Annotated in this window: 22 protein-coding genes; all 22 read right to left on the bottom strand. The window is 42.5% G+C overall.

Annotation, left to right across the window (positions count from 1 at the left end; genetic code table 11):
- Window positions 1–35 precede the first annotated feature (35 nt).
- The 22 genes from ABFX15_RS10610 to ABFX15_RS10505 all read right to left on the bottom strand — a co-directional run bounded on the left by ABFX15_RS10610 (window position 36) and on the right by ABFX15_RS10505 (window position 19,148).
- A complete protein-coding gene (locus ABFX15_RS10610) occupies window positions 36–398 on the bottom strand; it encodes an N-acetylmuramoyl-L-alanine amidase (protein ID WP_346025384.1) in 363 nt (120 codons plus the stop codon).
- Window positions 398–805, bottom strand: a complete 408-nt coding sequence (locus tag ABFX15_RS10605; protein ID WP_346025383.1) for a phage holin family protein — start codon at window positions 803–805, stop codon at window positions 398–400. The genes ABFX15_RS10610 and ABFX15_RS10605 overlap by 1 nt, the downstream gene beginning before the upstream one ends.
- Before the next feature lie 84 nt (window positions 806–889).
- Entirely contained in the window at window positions 890–3,361 is a 2,472-nt protein-coding gene (locus ABFX15_RS10600) for a glycosyl hydrolase family 18 protein (protein WP_346025382.1), read from the bottom strand.
- Window positions 3,358–3,945: a hypothetical protein gene (locus tag ABFX15_RS10595; protein ID WP_346025381.1), complete on the bottom strand. Its 588-nt coding sequence runs from the start codon at window positions 3,943–3,945 to the stop codon at window positions 3,358–3,360. Before ABFX15_RS10595 ends, ABFX15_RS10600 begins: the two co-directional genes overlap by 4 nt.
- Before the next feature lie 213 nt (window positions 3,946–4,158).
- Window positions 4,159–6,681 (bottom strand): phage tail spike protein, encoded by a 2,523-nt coding sequence (locus tag ABFX15_RS10590; RefSeq protein ID WP_346025380.1) that lies wholly within the window; start codon window positions 6,679–6,681, stop codon window positions 4,159–4,161.
- Window positions 6,682–6,685: 4 nt separating this feature from the next.
- On the bottom strand, window positions 6,686–7,459 hold the full coding sequence (locus tag ABFX15_RS10585; RefSeq protein WP_346025379.1) for a distal tail protein Dit: 774 nt from the start codon (window positions 7,457–7,459) through the stop codon (window positions 6,686–6,688).
- Window positions 7,460–7,471: 12 nt separating this feature from the next.
- Window positions 7,472–10,093, bottom strand: a complete 2,622-nt coding sequence (locus ABFX15_RS10580; protein WP_346025378.1) for a phage tail tape measure protein — start codon at window positions 10,091–10,093, stop codon at window positions 7,472–7,474.
- A 200-nt stretch (window positions 10,094–10,293) separates the two neighbouring features.
- On the bottom strand, window positions 10,294–10,677 hold the full coding sequence (locus ABFX15_RS10575) for a hypothetical protein (RefSeq protein WP_346025377.1): 384 nt from the start codon (window positions 10,675–10,677) through the stop codon (window positions 10,294–10,296).
- Window positions 10,678–10,688: 11 nt separating this feature from the next.
- Window positions 10,689–11,288: a major tail protein gene (locus ABFX15_RS10570; protein ID WP_346025376.1), complete on the bottom strand. Its 600-nt coding sequence runs from the start codon at window positions 11,286–11,288 to the stop codon at window positions 10,689–10,691.
- A 3-nt stretch (window positions 11,289–11,291) separates the two neighbouring features.
- Window positions 11,292–11,645 (bottom strand): hypothetical protein, encoded by a 354-nt coding sequence (locus ABFX15_RS10565; protein WP_346025375.1) that lies wholly within the window; start codon window positions 11,643–11,645, stop codon window positions 11,292–11,294.
- A complete protein-coding gene (locus ABFX15_RS10560; RefSeq protein WP_346025374.1) occupies window positions 11,642–12,073 on the bottom strand; it encodes an HK97-gp10 family putative phage morphogenesis protein in 432 nt (143 codons plus the stop codon). Before ABFX15_RS10560 ends, ABFX15_RS10565 begins: the two co-directional genes overlap by 4 nt.
- On the bottom strand, window positions 12,066–12,401 hold the full coding sequence (locus ABFX15_RS10555) for a head-tail adaptor protein (protein ID WP_346025373.1): 336 nt from the start codon (window positions 12,399–12,401) through the stop codon (window positions 12,066–12,068). Before ABFX15_RS10555 ends, ABFX15_RS10560 begins: the two co-directional genes overlap by 8 nt.
- A 3-nt stretch (window positions 12,402–12,404) precedes the next feature.
- Window positions 12,405–12,713, bottom strand: coding sequence for a head-tail connector protein (locus ABFX15_RS10550; RefSeq protein WP_346025372.1), 309 nt, complete (start codon window positions 12,711–12,713; stop codon window positions 12,405–12,407).
- 19 nt (window positions 12,714–12,732) lie between these two features.
- The gene (locus ABFX15_RS10545) at window positions 12,733–12,951 is read right to left on the bottom strand and encodes a Head fiber protein (protein ID WP_346025371.1); all 219 of its coding nucleotides are present in this window, start codon (window positions 12,949–12,951) and stop codon (window positions 12,733–12,735) included.
- Between the two features lie 15 nt (window positions 12,952–12,966).
- Window positions 12,967–14,166: a phage major capsid protein gene (locus ABFX15_RS10540; protein ID WP_346025370.1), complete on the bottom strand. Its 1,200-nt coding sequence runs from the start codon at window positions 14,164–14,166 to the stop codon at window positions 12,967–12,969.
- Window positions 14,167–14,178: 12 nt separating this feature from the next.
- Complete coding sequence (locus ABFX15_RS10535) at window positions 14,179–14,859, bottom strand: head maturation protease, ClpP-related (RefSeq protein ID WP_346025369.1); 681 nt, start codon at window positions 14,857–14,859, stop codon at window positions 14,179–14,181.
- Complete coding sequence (locus tag ABFX15_RS10530) at window positions 14,856–16,115, bottom strand: phage portal protein (RefSeq protein ID WP_346025368.1); 1,260 nt, start codon at window positions 16,113–16,115, stop codon at window positions 14,856–14,858. The genes ABFX15_RS10535 and ABFX15_RS10530 overlap by 4 nt, the downstream gene beginning before the upstream one ends.
- An 18-nt stretch (window positions 16,116–16,133) precedes the next feature.
- Complete coding sequence (locus ABFX15_RS10525) at window positions 16,134–17,735, bottom strand: terminase large subunit (protein ID WP_346025385.1); 1,602 nt, start codon at window positions 17,733–17,735, stop codon at window positions 16,134–16,136.
- 108 nt (window positions 17,736–17,843) lie between these two features.
- Complete coding sequence (locus ABFX15_RS10520; RefSeq protein WP_346025367.1) at window positions 17,844–18,068, bottom strand: DUF7678 domain-containing protein; 225 nt, start codon at window positions 18,066–18,068, stop codon at window positions 17,844–17,846.
- 4 nt (window positions 18,069–18,072) lie between these two features.
- Window positions 18,073–18,252 carry a DUF5049 domain-containing protein gene (locus ABFX15_RS10515; protein WP_346025366.1) on the bottom strand — a complete coding sequence of 60 codons (180 nt, stop codon included), beginning with the start codon at window positions 18,250–18,252 and terminating at the stop codon, window positions 18,073–18,075.
- Complete coding sequence (locus tag ABFX15_RS10510; RefSeq protein ID WP_282866185.1) at window positions 18,242–18,472, bottom strand: DUF4314 domain-containing protein; 231 nt, start codon at window positions 18,470–18,472, stop codon at window positions 18,242–18,244. The genes ABFX15_RS10515 and ABFX15_RS10510 overlap by 11 nt, the downstream gene beginning before the upstream one ends.
- Complete coding sequence (locus ABFX15_RS10505; protein WP_346025365.1) at window positions 18,456–19,148, bottom strand: virulence protein; 693 nt, start codon at window positions 19,146–19,148, stop codon at window positions 18,456–18,458. The genes ABFX15_RS10510 and ABFX15_RS10505 overlap by 17 nt, the downstream gene beginning before the upstream one ends.
- Window positions 19,149–19,162 lie beyond the last annotated feature (14 nt).

Raw genomic sequence — 19,162 nt, 5'->3', positions numbered from 1 at the left:
AGGTTGACAATAGCGTTATCTTACTATGCGGCACCTTAAACCGCTGTTGACATTGCCCTATCTGGGCGCACGATTTCAAAACCTATATGCGTATCATTTGCACTGCCACCAGCATGCCAGCCTCTATGGTTCCACGGCAGGGTTTGATAAGTAGCTATAGAACCATCTTTCAGCTTGCCAATAAAGGCATGGGTACAAACTTGCCGACCATCTGGCCTATCTTGATTCCAGTGATTGTTGTACTGGTTTACCCCTAATAGACCATCATCAGGTCCGACATACCTTCTAAGATTAGGATTATTTGCACCGGTACTATGAACCATAATGCCTTTTGGTGTAATCTTTCTGCCCGCCTTATAACAAGCATTGTTTGTAAAAATAAGTTTCCTTAAATTCATTATTCATTTCCTCCTTTGTTGTGTAGTTGTGCTAAGATATCCTTCAATTTCTCTGGTATTGGAAGTCCCAGACGTCCTGCATTTTCAAGCATGGAAACCCCCTCGTTGGAGCAATAGAAAAAGATAATTGCCGTCCTAAGGACACTTCCATCCCCGATAAGATTTGTATCGATGATATGACCAATTCCCACCATAACAAAGATGAGCACCTTCTTGAAGATGCCCTTAAACCCGATTTCACTGGATAGCTTCTTATCAACAATGGCACACATAACTCCTGTGATATAATCGGCTACCATCAGTGCAACCAATGCATATAAAAATCCATCAAAACCTCCTAGAAACCAACCAAAGAATCCCCCAATAGCAGTAAGAGCAACTTGTATCCAGATCCAAATTTCCTTCATGATTTTTACCTCCTTCTTGATTTGTGAGTATATAAAAAGGAGTGCCTGCTATATTTGCAAACACTCCTGAATTGTTGTTTTTTTCTATATTTGTTTAGGCAAAGCTTCCCATAACCGCATATCCTCTTGACCCAGCGACCATATGGCAATTCCTCGTAGTTTCCATCGATATGCCGCTTCATTTGCCCAATAGACAAGGCTATCCACATCCTGATAATAAAGAATAGAAAACCCATCTGCATCCCCTAAAAACAGCCTTGATAACCAAACATTAATATCCTTGGGCACAATTTTTACTGCATAATCATTTCCACAGGTTAATGGAAGCAACTCGGAATGAAAGAAATCATAATCCATGGATATGTCTTGACTTCGTGTGGAAGCTTCCTCTACATCACTGTTTACCGTAAAAACTTGAAACTCACTGTCCCATGTCACACCAGTTCTTGCTAATCTGCCATATTCCGTAATAGTTCCATCTGGGAAGGTTACATCAAATCTTTCATAAGGCTCATAGGTCCAAGCATCACCAAGTCTTAACAATTCGCATAGAATTCGCCCATCAGATCGGACTCCGGCATAACCACCTGTGAATCCACTGATATTTGCTGTAAAGCGTAAAGTATTACTTGCTCCTGAATACACCCTTACAGAATTCCCACGAATCCGCATCTCTATGGTGTACATCCTTGGATTGAATCGCAGTTCAGACTCTGATGTTTTAGAAATCTCAGTAGGGTAACTTCCCAATAGGGGAGAACCATGATATAGCTCAATGCGCTGGGTATTGAAATTGAAACAGCAAAAAACACTGCCACAAAAAATTCCTGCACGACCGCTACCTTCTGGGGTAAAGGCTAGTCTTGCCCGTAAATGGACATCTGAAAAGCTGTTATAATTCCACGCAAGTTCTCCATACCCATCAAGCTGTGAGTATGGACGACTGGCTGTATCATCGGGGTTTTTCCACACCTGCCACTGACCGCTCAATGTTGTCCAGTAACTAGATGGAATTGGGATGTCATCACGAAAGTCCTCATACCATGCTAATGCAGAGTCTGGTCTTCTACGCAATACTTCAGTGGTTAATTTGAACCCTCGATCCGGCTCTGCCATCACCCCATTCACATCCTTAAATTTTCTAGGGGATAGCGTAAATTCTGCTTGTCCTGCAGAAGGTGACTGGGCGAAATTCGAGCAAACACGGAACCCATAAAATTGGACTCCTGGCACACCAACACTGATGCTGACTGTATGGGCCCCCGCTGAAAGGAATACATCAGAAGCCAAAGTAAGCCAACAAGTCGTCCGCCAATATGGCCACCATAACCTATTTTCACTGAAGGTAGTATTTACTCCGTCCAGTGCAACATGAATACTATTCCTATCCCATAAGGGAAAAGAGATACGAATGGCCACATCATAAACTCCAGCAGAGGAGATTTCAAATTGATATTCTGCTTCACCTTCTTCTCCAAGGGTAACCATTTGAGAAGAAACAGACACACTGCCTGAATAACTATCAGGTGTGCCACCTCCTCGATCTATATAAATCGTACCAAAGTCAGTGGATTGCTGTTTGCTGTAGGAGGTCAAATACCTGCGACGGTTATAGGTTTCTCCCAGTAAAGGGTATGTTCTAGAAATCGCATCCCATCCTTCCATATAATCGTATACTTGTGGCAAAGCCCAAGGCACCTTATCATAGTCGTCCCAATAAGCAATTATAGGGATCATAGGTTGCGGTGGGGCATCCCCCGTAAAGTTATATCCTCCAGTCATCCAAAGCTGTGCAGCATAATAGGTGTTTGATATTCCACGATACGTAATACCCAGATTTTCAGGGGTATCATGTATCCGCCAGTTCCAGCCATAACCAGGTAATCCTAAGAATACCTTCTCAGGTGTCATGACCCGAACCGCATAATTATAAATTCCTTCCAGCCAATTCCTAGGGGATACTGGCCCCGGTGCAGAACCCGCCCAAGCCATGCCATAACTCATAATTGCTGCAGTATCGCAGTATGGGTCTAAGTCCTCATAGACACTCCAGTTTTCTCCACCTACCGAGCCTTGCACACCAGTCATTCCTGGCAGACAAATGTTGACTAGCTTAGCCGAATTATAGGCTTTAACCGTATTATAGATATCTCGAAAGAGAGCATTGGCCGCATCTTTATTTTCATAGCCACCACCACGTTCCAAGTCGATGTCCACTCCAGCACACCAGGGATACTTATTCATAATACGAATAATCTCAGTAAGGAATTTATCCTTCGCACCATTTGTATTATTCCTAAGGGCAGTAAATATGGATGCTGTACCATGATTCATAATGGTAAGCAGCCACTTGATGTGCGGCCATCGGTTGATGTAAGTAAGCATACTGGAGATGCTTGTGCCCGTTTCTGTTATTGTTCCGGTAATATCTACCTCAAAAGTAAAAATTCCTACCGTATCCAAGCGATCCCCATAATCACGTAAGGCTTGATACATACGAGCGTTGCCCATGAAACTCCAAACCATGCACCGTTTCCCTTGCAGATAATCCCTCATGACCGCTCACTTCCTTCCTGCATTTCTTGAAACTCGAATAACACCCGAGCGGATTTTCTATCCTCCAGCTTGACTATATGTTTGCTGTCACTGGCTGCGGTATATTGAAAGAAACCCTCTTTGTCCGTTGGATTGCCATTCTTTAAACATTCTCTGGTTGAAGCCAATAGGGACAACTTATCACCTGGGTCTGCACTTTCTTTAAATTTCACCTTGTGCGCCCCAGCGCCTTGTGACAACTCGATACTTCCTTCCGCCATACTTTGAATCGGATAGATGTGACAATCCAAACCAGCAGAAGTTGAACCAAGATTAAACAGCACGATAGTCTCATTACTACGAACAATCCCATTATAAAATCGAACAGGCACAATAGCGCCATCTTCCCGATATTTTTGGAGCATGGTTTCTGTATGTGGGACATATCCTGTCAGGTTACTACCTTCCTGTGCCTGTATATCGGTAAAATAAACCGTACCGGTGCAGTCTTCAATAAGTAACTTCACTGTTATGCTTACAACTCTTTTATCCTCTTTACAATGAATGGTCTCAGCAAATCTTGTAAATATAACTGACAACTGCATCACCTACCCATCTAACGTCCACTGAATCTCGGATACGTGTCCAACCCAACCTGTAGCAATGGTGCCGCCTTGTAGAAACATATCTGTAAAGAAAATCTCCCCAGTGCAGTCTGTAATAAAAAGGCGAATGGTCAGGGATTTAATTTTGCTTAAACTCTTCGCAGAAATAACATGTGACGTCTGTGTGAAATATGCCATAGCACCACCCCTTTCCTAAAATAGATCAATAAGTCGTGTTTCCGTTGTACCATCCTCATATTCAATGTCAACTTCAATTCCTACTTGGCCATTTGGCCCTTTTTGTAGATTCTCCGATGCAATCTGTGCAGAGAGTGTATAACTTCTTCGGCTTGCTGGATAGACCGTTTGAGATAGGCTCTTTGTCATCCACAGTACACCATCTGCCTTAAAGGAGGCCTCTCCTGATACCCCATTATTAGGGTCAACGGTAAAGCCTGAATTGAGCCAATAGGTTATGCCATCATCGGCTCTTGAGTTGCGCAAATGGTTAAAGGGTACTAGGTCTTTAACCTCCTGCCTGTCAAGAACGTCCGCAGAGGAAAGGATATCGGCGGCTTTATCCCACCCAGCAGATGCATCCCCCAGTTCTCTTAAAGTTGTAGATAGTTCCAGTACTGTTTTCCAAGGCTCTTGTAGATTGTATTGTCTGCGTACTACACGGGTTTTTACAGATAGATTTAAGTCCCTATCATCTACGGTCACTATATCCCCAAGATTCCATGCTTCATGTTCATAGCCTGTCAGCACCGACAGGTCCATGGCTGAAAGGACATAAGAAATTCTCGGTCTTGCATATTGAGCCAACCGCATATTGGCAAACTCCAACATCTGATAGGGGCTACTAAAGGAAGAAGCATCCAGCGTTGCCACCCTTATTTCCGATGAGTAGCTGTAATCCTCCACATACTCTCTGTTGCCATTAATGGAAGCAAAGGTCATACCCTCTTTGCCATAGGCATAAAGCCGTGTAACAAGACTTCTTGTATCCACTACCCGCTGTATGCTTTTCATGTTTTTTCTGTAGCTAAACAGCGCACCACTATCGATGCCACTAAAGGTCAGAAGGTGCACCTCACGATTGGCACTATCAAAAATCAAGTCACCACCATGGATGTTTTGTGTGGCTCGAAGGATAGATAAGGCATTCTTTTCTGTGGACTCCCATGTCCTTCTGGTACTGACAGTAACATTCCCCAGCACCCAACCCGTATTAAGCAATGCATAACCCATTGGTACTTCTGGTGTCTCTGCAGTAAACTCCATGGGTTCTTTCGCTGTGCTAAATGAAAGATCATAGAAGGCTGCTTCTGCATATACTTGAGTGACCACTCTGCCATCGGAGTTTTTCTCATCTGATACCGTCCGAATGCGATACACATCATTAACGATTTGCACTTGCTTTTCATTGTCCAGGGTTTCTCGTTTTGGATCATGAAAGGGTAGCTTAAACTCTAAAAAATCGGCGCCATTCACTTCACTGGTTACCAAGATGTCAAAGGCATTTTCCAATACTGCTTCCCATGCACCGCTTTCATCCAACAAAACCGGTCTGGCAAACCCTAATTGCTCATAAGGCGGCTTTGGAATGTCATGGAGCTGTATCTCCAGAAGTCTCGGTGTTCTGCTGGTATCTTGAGTTGATAGGGTAATGCGATAGCGAATATAGGCTCTATTGGGCGATTGCAATTCGCCACTTGCACCGACTGTCTGCCACTGTGTCCAACTATCCAAGTCATCCGAAGTGGATGTTTCTACTAGGCTTATGGCCGTAATTCCAGCAGTGTATTCACTGGTGGCTGATACCCGCCCTGTTCCCGAAAGACCACAGGCTGTAGCAGTGGTATAAAGCTGACCACTTGGAGCAAAAACTCCATTTGTTTCTTTAAGTAAAACCGCACCGGGTTCGGTTAAGGCATCTACATCAGCAGTACTGTCACCACCGTTTGCCAATATGGAAGATTTGAAATGGGAAATAAGATCCTCCATTGAAAGAGCAGAATCCTTTTCATAAAACCAGTCATCAATCCCTCCTGCATAGTAGTAGGTATCGGCATGCATTCCCATGACAATATCTGCAACACAGCCTTGATTCAAATCTCCGGCAAATGTTCGGACCGGAGATTGCCAAATAGCACCATCACTACGGTCACAAAGTAAGTTCTGTACTCTTTTATTGCTTACCTCAATGATGGAAGCGATAAAATACCAACCGTTATTCCTTAGAGTAATGGCAGGTGTTTCTGTTTGATCATAAATCAGTGTTCCCGAAGCATTATACAGCATCAGACGTGGTCTGCCTTGATATAAAGATACATAAAAGATTGGCTGGTCTGGTCCTTGTCTGGTATTGAAAATAGGGATAAAGTTCTGACCAATGGAATAAGTGGTAGGATTTATCCAACCACCTACAACAATCTTCTCCCCTAAATCGCTAAAAAAACTACCGTCATTGGTAGCCACTAAATAGGTTCTTTCACTTGTTGGATTAATAATGTTCTGTCTAAAATACCTTCCCAATCTACCGGATACCAAGCTTGCTGATGTGCCTGACCATCCCGATACAAAGAAGTTTCTGTTGTAGCCTGAAGCATCCAAAAGCATTGTGTTGCCATCTGGTGTAGCTTCATTAAACCGCCACAGAGCGACTGTCTTATCATTTACTGGAAACTCACCTGTAAAATCTGTCTGTACTGTTAAAATTGATTTAATCGCCACCAGATCACCTCCATCTGCTCTTTGCTAAAACTCTTAATTCAGAAAATGTGGCTCCAACCACTGATACCGTTATTTCATTATCTCCTTTATGAAGAACAGGGAAATTCAATTCATCCAGACCAGGCAGTCCATTTCTCAGTGTATTTCCATTCAGATCGGTAATCTTAGCCGTCACCAGACCACTGTCAATGACTAAAACTTCATCTGCAGATAATGCACCCACCACTCGGAGTTCTTCACCATTTGTTGAAATAGAGATATAAGTTGATGCAGAACTACTAATAACACCCCTTAGCTGATATACAGGTTCAGAATCAGCGTTTCCGGTCACTCGCTCAACCTCATGGCTTCCTTCATTTGAAATCGTAAATATCTCGTCTGCTAAAGCATAAGCATGGGGATCAGGACAGATAAACTTTAAATCAAAAGAACCGGCTGTTCTAAGTATTCTCTCACAATCCACCTGTTCAGAAAGGCGAGCGTTAAAATAGCGATTAGGAATATCTTCTAACACAATTTGCTTTAAACCATTCATGGGATTTAGCCATTCAGCCAAATCATCGAGTGCACCGACTAAATCGGCAAAGCTTTTTTGCGGGAACACGTTGCAGTTAACAACAATAATCCGTTCTGCACTGTCACATCCAAAATCAGCGACACCTGCTTTTCCCGGTACAATTTCATAGGAATTTCTAAGGGCGGGGGATGCCTGCCAGCTTGTCAATCTTGCTTTTATTTTCATGTCCCTTGAGTTAATCCCATTATAAACAAATCCCATAACCGCCCTCCTTTAAGTTGTAATAAATCGTCCCTGTGCACGGGAGCCTGTTTGCATCAAGTTGTATAATTCCTGCGATACCTTTCGAATGTCATCCTCACTTCGAACAATCATCTGCTGAACTGTTACAAGGGGACCTCCACCCATCCCAGCAACATATCCACCAATGCCGTTTAAATTGACATTTGAGTTTACATCAAAATCCGTAGGGATTGCACCTTGGATATCCTCTGAAACCTTGCCCATTGCCTTGTCAAAACCATCACCCAAACCTTGGGCCATATTGTCCCCAATTCCAGCAAAGACAGTAGATGGCGATTTAATCCCTAGTAAACCTTTGACACCACTTACAATACCGCCTACAAAATTGCTCACTTTATCCTTAATCCAAGTAACCATTGAAGCGATTCCATCCCATAAACCTCTCACAATATTTTTACCTACCTCGACAATTGAAAGAGCCGCTTTGCCTATGCCTGTGATTATGGCAGTCACAATTTGAGGTAGACTCGCCACTAACTGTGGTATTGCTTTTATAAGACCTACAGCAAGCTGAAGTATGAGCCGAATACCCATATCAATGATTAGCGGTAGGCTATTGGTGATAAAATCAATAATTGCACTGATTATTTTAGGCAAAGCTTCAATTAACCTAGGCAGTGCATCCATAAGTCCCTTTGCCAGTCCCATGATGATTTTTAAAGCGGCATCCAAAATCTGATCCATATTGTTTAAAAGGGTTTCTACGATTAAATAAATGGCTTCAATAATTGACGGGATTAACTGTGGCAATGCATCAGCTATGCCAAGAGCCAATGCCACTACTATTTGAATAGCCGCTTCTATAAGCAAGGGTAAATTTTCTATGATGAATTCTGCTACCGTCATAACAAGATAAACCACCATATCAATAAGTGGCCCAATATTTGTAGTGATTGCATCAATCAATCCATTAAGTAAAGCAATGGCTCCATCCAGTAGTGGTGGTAGAAGGGTAGGAAGTAAGGCTACCAACACATTTACAAGTTCTGTGAGCATGGTCGATACCATGTTGATAACTTCAGGAAGATACTCACTAATCCTATTTATCCCTTTCATTAAAAAAGATGATATCTTTTCACCTATGGCTTCGATATCACCTTCTTGAAAACCGTCATTTAAGATTTCTGTTACTTCCCTTACCAGTGTGGTAACTTCTCCTACAGCATTCCCCGCCATATCAGAAAACTGCTCGCCGATAACTATCTGTAGTCCTTCATATGCCGACTTTAAACTACGAACGGAGCCTGCAAGTCCGCTCTCCATGGTTTCAGACATTTGTACTGCGGCACCTTCTGCATTGGCAAGCTCGTTATAAAGGTTGTTCATTTCCTCGCCAGTGCCTGAAAGCAGGGCATTGATACCGGCGATATCTTGTTTGTTAAAAATATTGCTTAAGGCATTTAATTTATCTGCTTCTGAAAGACCGCTAAGTTCAGTATTTAGTTCCGTTAATATTTCATTTAAGTCGCGGATATTGCCATCTGAATCGCTGACGCTTATCCCAAGGTTATCCAGTTCATTGGCGGCTCTTGAGGTAGGGGAGGTTAAAGCCATTACTATGTTCCTTAGCTTCGTTCCGCCTTCTGCACCTTTAATACCACGATTGGCAAGGACTCCTAGCATAACATTTAATGTATCTAACTCTTGTCCTGCATTTTTCATGGTGGCACCGGCTACTAAGATACCCTCACCTAATTGCTGAACATTGGTGTTAGACCTTTGAGAAGTCCTTGCCATCATGTCCATGTATAAGTCCATATCTGAAATTCCAAGCCCTAGAGCTGCCATAGAGTCGGTAACAAGATCCGATGCTCTTGCTAAATCCATACCACCTGCAGCGGCAAGGGTTAATACCCCTGGAAGTGCATCTATAGCCTGCTCAGCATCATAACCAGCAAGGGCAAGATAATTTAAAGCCTCCGCTGATTCTGAAGCAGTAAACCTCGTACTGGCACCTGCTTCTTTAGCAGCATCTGAGAGTTTCTTAAAAGCTTCTTCACCCTCTTCTCCAGCAAGACCCATGGTTGCTTGAACCTGTTTCATGGCATCTTCATATTCGGCGTAAACATTAAGGGAATCTTTTATCCATTTTCCTGTGGCAACTGCCCCTGCTCCAATTGCCGCCATAGCCGCTGCCGCCGCTTTTAACCCTGCGACTAAAACTCTCCCTGCAATGTCGCCCGCTTGTTTTAGTCCACCTACGAGTTTATCCAGTTTTTCCCTGTTGAGCTTTTTTACTTCTTCCTGGGATTCTTTTAGCTCACGCTCCATGTTATTTAACTCGGCATTGGCATTGTTTAGTTGTGTTTGCCAAGATAGGGTCCTTCTATCGTTTTCACCAAAGGAGGCGGCAGCATTGGCTAATGCCTTTTCAAGGGTAGCTACTTTCTCTCTTTGTGCATCTATTTCTTTATTTAGCTGATTATTTCTTGCTGTTATCGCTTGAATGGATTTATCATTTTTATCAAACTGGGAGGATACCAGTTTCATTTCAGAACCGAGCACCCTAAAGCTTTGATTGATCTCCCGCAGGGCATTTTTAAATTGCTTTTCACCCTCAATCCCAATTTTTAAACCAAAATTATCTGCCACCTTACCACCCCCTTAAATCCCTACTGGAATAATGTCATCGATAAATATCTCCCTTTTGGGTTTTGCCATGTCGGTGAACTGTTTATGAATCTCCCATTGATCTAAAAGTTCTCCAATGGGCATCAGCCAAACTTCTATCTCTGGTCTGTGAAGCTGGGTCACTCCGTAATAAATAAGTCGAGCAAACAATTCTTCATTGCTTACTCGACCTGAACGTTTTTTGAGTCTGTTTCCTCAGACGCTATATTTCGTTTTGTCCCTTTAAACATAGCCTCCATGATGGCATCCTTATAAGTTGCAAGTTCCAAAGGGGATGTAAGAAGTTCCACATCATCTTCAACTAAAAGTTCTCTTTTATCACCCTTTAGCCGGTTGCCAATCAAGATACTTTGATTGGCAAGCAAGGTGATAAGCCAGACAATCTCATCAAGGGCCATTTCAAAGTTTTCTGCGTTCATTAGCTTTTCACCTAAGTTTTCTAGTCCACCATACCTTTTTGCGATTTCCTTCGTTGCCTTTGTGGTTAAAATAAGCTCGTATTCCTGACCACCGATATTAATCAGCGCACTGCGTTCCTTATCCATAAAAATCCTCCTTATTCTCCTGATTCGCCGTTAGCAAATGTAGGCTCATATACTTCACTGAACCAGCCGGTAATAACTGCCTGATTTACACCTTCATCGCCCTCATTAACCTCTGCTTTCCATGGATGCTTCCCTTGACCATCCAGCATATTTCTGCGAAGTACAGTCCCTTCAATGGTAGGTGTTGAAAATGTAATGGTGTCACCCTTTGTGGCAAGGTTTGTTGCAGGGATACCAAACTTCACCCGGTACAGCCAAAAGTAACGGTATTTTCCGTTTGCTTTCTTTGCCCTAAAGCCAACAGCAACAGGATCACCACCGTCCTCACTGGTTGATATCAAAACATGATTATCATCAATTGTTGCACCTGTTAAATCCCCGGCAGCTTTCAGTCCAATATCATCAATGCCAAGGGATAATGTTCCGTTTCTGAATTCTTTAATGATCTCCGCCGCGCCATCGTCAGCATAAAGCGTTGCTTCAGCAAGTTCCACTGAAAGCTCTGCACTGATTGCTTTAGCCAAAGGCACCGGAGTTTCATAGGTTTCATCACCGTTTGACTCTTCAGTGATTTTTGCATAATAAAGTCTGTCAAGACCGATTGTAGCCATGTTTTAGCCCTCCTTTTCTATTTGAAATTCGTATGTTTTAGCCACATCTATGGCATAGTGATGATAGCCGGTATCATCTTCATGCCCGATATACCGGCGATCTGTTATCGTAAAATCCGCACCCAACAGAGTGCGGACAATTAAATTTTTTAAAATGGTATAGCTACCTTTAGCAAACAAAGAAAGCCTTACTTCTTGTACTTCATATTCCGGTGTGTTATCAGCATGAACCTCAAACAAATCAACTAGAGGTGTTATCACAAGATAAACATCAGGTGGAACACCGGAAAACACACCTGTTTCTACTGGAATGCTACACAAGTCTGCTATGAGATTTAATTCTTTTAAGATACTCATATCTTATCCACCTCTTCATCAAATCGCTGTTTCATGGCTTCGATACAGGGCTTTCTTGAAGTTCTTTTTGCTGGCTTTAAAAAGGGTTTAGGTGGTTGACCGGATTTCCCGTACTCTATGATATTGGCAATCTTGGCATTGCTTGCACCGTCTTTTCGTGGTTCTTTAAAGCCGACCTTCACGTTAAAATTACCGCTCCTATCCATTTTGGTAGGGGAGACACCTAGTGAAGCAACGAGTTCTCCTGTGGAACGGTTTTTTTCTTTTGTTCCACTACCGATAACACCTTGCAGATTGCTTTTTACTTTTGCTTCTACAACTTCTCCACCGGATTCCAATACTTTAGCAATGATTTCATCTGTCTTGTTTCCTAGCTTTGAAATTTTTAGCAGAAAATCCTCCGGCATTCTTACATCGACTTTAGCCACTTGACGCCACCACCTTTTTTGCTAGAACTTCAATATACATCCCTCGACTTTTTACATCTTCTACACCTGTGATTTCATAGCGTCCATCACTGCAAACAATCACCATCTTGGTAGTCACTGGGGTATCTGGTATCTTGCGAAAGCAAAATAGCGCAGTTGCTTCAGAAAACACCGCTCTATTTGACCACTTTTCACTGGCATGTCGCTCCTCCTTATATGCCCTTACTGAAGCGATAATTGTGTCTTCAGTCTTTCCAAAACCCTCGTTATCTTTGATTGTTTCAGTAGTTATGATAACGATATAAGTACTCATCTTTCCAAAACTCATAAACTACACCTTCCAATCCCGGTCAAGCCGTAAGAGTACATTGACCGTTTCCCTTGCCTGTTGTCCTGCCAATGCACTATCAGCAAAGAAGCCGCCAGTGCTACCATCCCTACTTTCATAGAAGTGGGAAGATAACATGATGACGGCTTGCTCGGTAGTTGGGGACATTGTATTTTCAGCATAATGCCCTTCCGGTAAATGCTGATAGCTTTCAGCATAGGATATGGCGGCATCGATGTAGCTTTTTAGAAGTTCATCATCTCGGTCATGCTCTAAAATCAAATTCATTTTGACTTTTTCAAACAGCGTCATCTCCGCCACCATCCTTTCATTAAGGTATATCTGCAGTCATAAGTCCTGCATCCTTTAATTTGGTAAGCAGAGCATTAAAATCCGTCACCAGAGCTTCTACGGTATCAGCAGTACTCACTGATTGATTTTCAAGAACAGGGAGGCCCGTTACTGTGGCTTCCTCTTTAATTTCTAGCACACCGCCAATAACCGTTTTTTCTCCACCCTGCTCGGTATAGTTCTTTGTGTTATAACTCATCATTTGCACCTCCCATTAAGCCTTTTGCTGTAGGATTTTAACAGCTTCAGGAAGGATCAATTTACCATCCACACGTTGACTTGCAAGGAAACCAACTTGACCAGTGGTTGCAAATAGCTCATTTAAACGCTTGAAAGAACGTCCTTGTCTGTCCGCAATCCAGTAGTAACCAAAGTCACCAAATGCGATGGTCTTTGCCCCAGCCTCAATAATTGGAGCATAGGCTGAAGTATATACTGGACGGTTTAGCAATGTATCTGGAGTACCCGCAGTCAGCGATGGCTGCCATAGATATTGGCCCTGTCCGTCTTTTAGTTTACGGATTGCTTTCACCGTTGCATCATTCATTAAGAACACTGCATTTTTTCTGTATGGTGCTTTTAATGAGTAGACAAGATCGATAATCTCATCTGCTGTAATTGCTGTAGCCGATCCTGCAGTAATCCCAAGCTGTGCTCCACCAGTCGCATTGAAAATGCCTGTAGGTTTTCCATCAGCATCTCCAACAAGAAATGCTTCCTCTTCCTTTGCTCCAATTCTTCTGGCAAACTCAGTGGAAATATAGCTTTCAAGATTAAATACACTATCGTTTAAGAGTTCATCCGAGACTTTGATCATCGTACCCAACTTATATGCACCAATGGAAGTCTGACCAAATACAGAATCACTCTCATCAAATTCCTCGCCTTCATCAAGCCAAGCCGCAGTTCCTTTGGTCACCACAACAGGAATTTTTCTGTCACCGCTTGAAGTCTGAATAATCTTTGCCAGCTTACGGAACACATTTTCTTCCTCAAGGGTTTGAATTAGGGTACGTTCAAATTCATCTGGAACAAGATATCCACCCTCAGAATCAGTTCCTACAGATAGGGAATTGAGTACATCATGTCTAGGATTTTTGCTTCGCATGACATTCCAAAATAACTTCTTATAATCATCACTTGCTCTTCCAGTCTTTGTTTCCATCCCTGGAATATTTGGTTTTCCAGTAAGAGGCATGTTCACAGGTTTGTTAAGCTCTGCTTCAAGTGCCTCTTGGCGTTCCAGTCTTGCGATTTCCTTACCTAGATTAACAATATCTGCCTCCATTTTGTCGTAGGTTGCGGCATCTTCTGCAGAAACAAGTCCATCACTGCCACGTTTTGAATCAAGAAATGCCTTTGCTGACTCCCATGCTTTTGCTCGTTTTTCACGCAGTTCAAGAATTTTACTCATTTTCATTTCCTCCTAATATTTTAATAAATTTAGCCGCTCATAAAGCGGCTCGGTTGACTGTTTTAAGTCTGGTTTTTGAAGTTTATCCATAAGTGAATTGGTCACTGCTCTTCTGCTAAATACAAAGCTATCTTGTGGCGGACTTTCTCCTGGCTTGAACATAATGGCATCTGCAAATCCAAGTTCAAGTGCCTTATTGGCATTCAACCATGTTTCAGCATCCATTAGTTGTGATAGCCTTGTTCGTGATAAACCGGTTTTCAGTTCATAAGCATTGATGATACTTTCCTTTACTTCATCTAGCATTTGTATTGCCTTTTGCATCTCCTCACTATCACCGATGGCAATGGTAAATGGATTATGAACCATCATCAGGGAAGTGGGAGACATTAAGATTTCAGTACCTGCCATGGCAATGACTGAAGCTGCCGATGCTGCAATGCCATCAATCTTGATTGTTACATTTCCTTTGTATTCCATAAGCATGTTGTAAATCTGTGATGCTGCGATACAATCACCACCAGGAGAGTTGATCCATACAACGATATCCCCTTCACCAGCCATAAGGTCTGACTTAAAAGCCGCAGGTGTTACATCATCTTCAAACCAACTCTCCTCTGCAATTGCCCCGTTTAAGTAGAGGGTTCGTGATTGTGTATCTTCATCACGCACCCAATTCCAAAATTTCCTCATTCGGTTTTTACCTCCAATCCTTCTTTATTTGCAAATATGCCCGCATCTGCCAGTTTGGTCATATTGCCATTGATAAGGTATAAATCACCACCTAGTTCAACTGGGATTCGGTCAAGATTCTCCAGTTCTCTGATATCGTTGGCACTCATCCAGCCATTTTGTCTGGCGGTGGCATAGCCGTTCATCCTTGAAACATAGTCCCCTCGAAGCAGACCGTCCACATTGAACTTGGAAAAATACATCTTCTTTTCATCTGGTCTTAAAAGGGATCGACTGATTGCCTGCTCCCATCGAATCACCCAAGGGTCCAAGGTGTATTTCACAAACTCAAGGGATTGTTGCTCAATATTAGAAAAGCTCGACTTTTCCAAGTCTCCAACCATATGGGGAGGCACACGAAAAATTCGAGCGATTTCATTGATCTGAAACTTCCTTGTCTCTAAAAACTGTGCCTGTTCTGGCGAGATGCCGATTGGCTGATATTTCATACCTTCCTCAAGCACTGCCACACGGTGTGAATTAGCGCTTCCTTGATAAGCCTTATTCCAGCTTTCCTTCACTTTTTGAGGGTCCTTAATCGTGCCGGGATGTTCAAGCACTCCTCCAGGCGCTGCTCCGTTGGCAAAAAACTTGGCTCCGTATTCCTCAGTAGCCATGGCCAGTCCCACAGCATTCTTCGCCATTGCAATGGGTGAGTAGCCTACAAGTCCATCAAAGCCAAGACCAGGAATATGCAGCACATCGGATGGATAGAGATAAACTTGGCTGTCTTTCCCAAGAGTAGGTGCATCCTCCGAACTTTGCTGATACAAATAAAAAAGCCGGCCGTTTCTGTCACGGTCGACCACCATTTTGTTAGGCATCAGCGGATATAAAGCAATGACTTCACCTTTCCCGTTTCTAATTATCTGGGAATAGGCATTTCCCCATAGTAAAAGGTGCGTCATTAATGTTTCCCGGAAAATGAAGGAGCTCATTTCAGGGTTTGGCTCATCATGCAATAAAAAGTATAGCGGATGATTTAGAGCTTTCTCTTTGCCACCGCTTGATGTGTATTTGTATAGATGAAGGGGGAGGCCTGCCACAGCCTCTGCCAGTATTCTTACACAGGAATAAACCGCAGTCATTTGCATAACTGTATGCTCATTCACTGGTTTCCCACTCGTTGTTCCACCAAAGAAGAAACTATAATTGCTTCCTGCTATCCTATCCTGTGGTTTATCACGTGCCTTGAAAATACTTTTTAGTAGTCCCATCTACTTCTCTCTCCTCTCCTAAAACACAAGTAGTCCTCGACCGTCATAAACCGAAGCACTCGTATCATTGCCACAGCGAATTGCTCTATCTAAAGCCATAATAGTGGCAACAGCACCATCTATTTTTTCTGTTGATTTCTCTTTATCTGGTTTAATGTTGCCCGCTGGATCAGTACGAATAAAAATATTATCCATCATCCATCTAAGAACAGGATGTCCACCATGTGCGACCTTTTCCTCCAAGGTTAGTTTCATAAGTTCCTTGGTTGGCGGACTCATATCTTTAAATCCCTGTCCAAATGGAACAACAGTAAATCCCATGCCTTCAAGGTTTTGTACCATCTGAACTGCACCCCAACGGTCAAAGGCAATTTCTCGAATATTATATTTCTCACCAAGACTTTCAATAAACTTCTCAATGAAACCATAATGCACAACATTGCCTTCAGTAGTTTTAAGGTAACCTTGCTTTTCCCATACATCATAGGGAACATGGTCACGATTTACTCTAAGATTAAGGGTTTCTTCCGGTAACCAAAAATAGGGAAGAACAACATATTTGTCCTCCTCATCTTCTGGTGGAAAAACGAGTACAAAGGCTGTTATATCAATGGAACTTGAAAGGTCTAAACCGCCATAGCAAACTCTTCCAAGTAAGTCTTCCTCATTCACGGCAAAAGTGCATTTATCCCACCTATCCATTGGCATCCAGCGAACTGCTTGTTTGACCCATTGATTAAGTCTTAACTGCCTAAATGTATTCTCTTCTGCAGGATTTTGCTTTGCAGATTCACAAGCGGCTTTTACCTTGTCGATTCCCACTGTAATCCCTAGGCTTGGATTTGCTTTTTTCCATACTTTTGGATCAGTCCAATCATCAGATTCCTCTGCTCCATAAATAACTGGATAAAATGTAGGATCAACCTTACGCCCTTCCAAGAGGTCTTTCGCTTTTTGATGTGTCTCATAGCAGATAGATTTGGTGTCTGACCCTGCAGTGGTAATAAGAAAATACAGCGGTTGGGTTCTTGCATCACCAGAACCCTTGGTCATAACATCAAAGAGTTTTCTATTGGGCTGGGTATGAAGTTCATCAAAAACAACACCGTGTATATTAAAACCATGCTTTGAATAGGCTTCAGCTGAAAGCACTTGATAAAAACTATTTGTCGGCTGAAAAACAATACGCTTTGTTGCCGACAGGATTTTAACTCGTTTACTAAGTGCCGGGCTCATACGCACCATATCAGCTGCAACTTCAAATACTATCGATGCTTGCTGACGATCTGCAGCACAACCATAAACCTCCGCTCTTTCTTCACCATCACCACAACAAAGAAGTAGGGCAACAGCAGCCGCAAGTTCTGATTTACCCATTTTCTTTGGTATCTCAATATAAGCTGTATTAAACTGTCTATATCCATTTGGTTTAAGTGTTCCAAAAATATCTCTGATGATTTGCTCTTGCCAATCTATGAGTTCAAAAGGCTTTCCTGACCATTTACCTTTGGTATGGCTTAAGCACTCAATAAAGTTGACCGCATAGTCTGCAGCATCTTTATCGTAATAAGATTCCTTTGCCATAAAAGCTGTCGGTTTATATTTCTTCAACTTTCTAATATGCGGTCACCTCCCAACAAGCATAAAAATAGACCTGCATCAAGCAAGCCTTATCACTCTATCTATACGAGAAACAGAGCCAATTTTGGCACTGTCCTCTGTTAATATTTAGTTATGTTCCATTAGTAGGATAGCAAGCGCAATTTCTGCATCCTCATCCACAGGTTCAATGTCCCAACCTCGGTCATAATTTGCAATAATCTTTCCGTTACGTTTAAGCATCAGCTTAGAGATGCGCCCTTCGTCAATGCCAAATTCCGAGCCATTCTCATAGCATTTTACCCAGTAATGGATGATACTGTCCTGAACTTTGATGCTACCTTCTCTCCACACGGCTTTATTCCTCCTTACCAGTCAGAATGAACCTAGAATAAGCCCCGATGTTATCTGCAAGGTAAAGAAGTAACTCGTCATATCCTTCCCTTAGAGCGATTTCCTGTACTTTTCGTACATCAAACATATTGGTTTCACCTGTGTCACGAATAGCAAGAATCTGTTGTTTTATCTTATCTGTCATCGTGAATCCTCCTGCACAGGTCTTCGCCAAAAGCTACTGAGAGGCTGGAGCCTGAATCCCAACGCACCATAATAGAACCAATATCGTCAACTCCTACAACTGTTCCTTTTGTGCCAATCTTTGGTGCTTGAATATCATCCATCTTTAATAGTTCTACTCGACATCCAGCAGGGTACTTCTCACGAAGGTTTAGCAGTTGTTCTTTACTGATTTTCCTCATTTTTTACTCCTCCTTTGAATGCCGCAGAACCGGTTAGATTTCTGAGCAATATTTTTCGTTCTTCTTTATACTCTTTGCCAATAAAGCCAAGGCGGAGTAAAAAGCATCTAAATGCGTATTTTTCATTTGGGGTTTCCTTTTCTTTTGCAGTAATGCGTTTCTGGTTTTGCGCCATCTCGCAAAGTGCAGAAATAAAATGGTTGTAAGCCTTAACCTCTTCTAGTGTTGGTATTTCTTTAAACCATGGGAATGAAACTTCATCTTCAGAAATTTCAATCGGCAAGTCTTCTGCTTCTAGTGCATGACGGATAAGATCGCCTTTTGCCTCAATAATCGCTTTTAGGTTTTCAAGTGCCTTTTCTGTAAAGCTACTCCTTGGCATTGATACGCAAAGGCTTAAAGCCTCACTGTCTGCGGTTTGTTTGCCCTCAGTGGCGTCAATTTGCTCCTCTGCGATAAAACCCTCCCTTGCCAAACACTGGGCCACCTTTTCGATTTCTTCGCTATCTGCCTTATCACTAAATTCAAGGATCCCATTCTTGTTGATGATAAAGGCATCCACCTCGTAAGCCATGCTGGGCATTCCAAGGTACTTTGCTTTAACACCTGTGATGTCGCTAAGTGCTGTCACTAACCTCTTTCGCTCTGACCCTGTTACGTTATAATTAATGATCATGTACAAAACCTCCT

Origin of the sequence: Alkalibacterium indicireducens, assembly GCF_039522005.1 — a bacterium.
In the GTDB taxonomy this organism is placed as follows: domain Bacteria; phylum Bacillota; class Bacilli; order Lactobacillales; family Carnobacteriaceae_A; genus Alkalibacterium; species Alkalibacterium indicireducens.
This window is presented reverse-complemented; position numbering and strand designations above follow the sequence as displayed.

Bases quoted from the DNA above. Each gene is read 5' to 3' on its own strand.
- ABFX15_RS10550 (WP_346025372.1), bottom strand. From the start codon at position 12,713: ATGACGCTGTTTGAAAAAGTCAAAATGAATTTGATTTTAGAGCATGAC.
- ABFX15_RS10515 (WP_346025366.1), bottom strand. From the start codon at position 18,252: ATGACAGATAAGATAAAACAACAGATTCTTGCTATTCGTGACACAGGT.
- ABFX15_RS10605 (WP_346025383.1), bottom strand. From the start codon at position 805: ATGAAGGAAATTTGGATCTGGATACAAGTTGCTCTTACTGCTATTGGG.
- ABFX15_RS10510 (WP_282866185.1), bottom strand. From the start codon at position 18,472: ATGAGGAAAATCAGTAAAGAACAACTGCTAAACCTTCGTGAGAAGTAC.
- ABFX15_RS10545 (WP_346025371.1), bottom strand. From the start codon at position 12,951: ATGAGTTATAACACAAAGAACTATACCGAGCAGGGTGGAGAAAAAACG.
- ABFX15_RS10565 (WP_346025375.1), bottom strand. From the start codon at position 11,645: ATGAGTATCTTAAAAGAATTAAATCTCATAGCAGACTTGTGTAGCATT.
- ABFX15_RS10595 (WP_346025381.1), bottom strand. From the start codon at position 3,945: ATGCAGTTGTCAGTTATATTTACAAGATTTGCTGAGACCATTCATTGT.
- ABFX15_RS10585 (WP_346025379.1), bottom strand. From the start codon at position 7,459: ATGGGATTTGTTTATAATGGGATTAACTCAAGGGACATGAAAATAAAA.
- ABFX15_RS10575 (WP_346025377.1), bottom strand. From the start codon at position 10,677: ATGGATAAGGAACGCAGTGCGCTGATTAATATCGGTGGTCAGGAATAC.
- ABFX15_RS10530 (WP_346025368.1), bottom strand. From the start codon at position 16,115: ATGGGACTACTAAAAAGTATTTTCAAGGCACGTGATAAACCACAGGAT.
- ABFX15_RS10610 (WP_346025384.1), bottom strand. From the start codon at position 398: ATGAATTTAAGGAAACTTATTTTTACAAACAATGCTTGTTATAAGGCG.
- ABFX15_RS10540 (WP_346025370.1), bottom strand. From the start codon at position 14,166: ATGAGTAAAATTCTTGAACTGCGTGAAAAACGAGCAAAAGCATGGGAG.
- ABFX15_RS10535 (WP_346025369.1), bottom strand. From the start codon at position 14,859: ATGAGGAAATTTTGGAATTGGGTGCGTGATGAAGATACACAATCACGA.
- ABFX15_RS10555 (WP_346025373.1), bottom strand. From the start codon at position 12,401: ATGAGTTTTGGAAAGATGAGTACTTATATCGTTATCATAACTACTGAA.
- ABFX15_RS10570 (WP_346025376.1), bottom strand. From the start codon at position 11,288: ATGGCTACAATCGGTCTTGACAGACTTTATTATGCAAAAATCACTGAA.
- ABFX15_RS10505 (WP_346025365.1), bottom strand. From the start codon at position 19,148: ATGATCATTAATTATAACGTAACAGGGTCAGAGCGAAAGAGGTTAGTG.
- ABFX15_RS10600 (WP_346025382.1), bottom strand. From the start codon at position 3,361: ATGAGGGATTATCTGCAAGGGAAACGGTGCATGGTTTGGAGTTTCATG.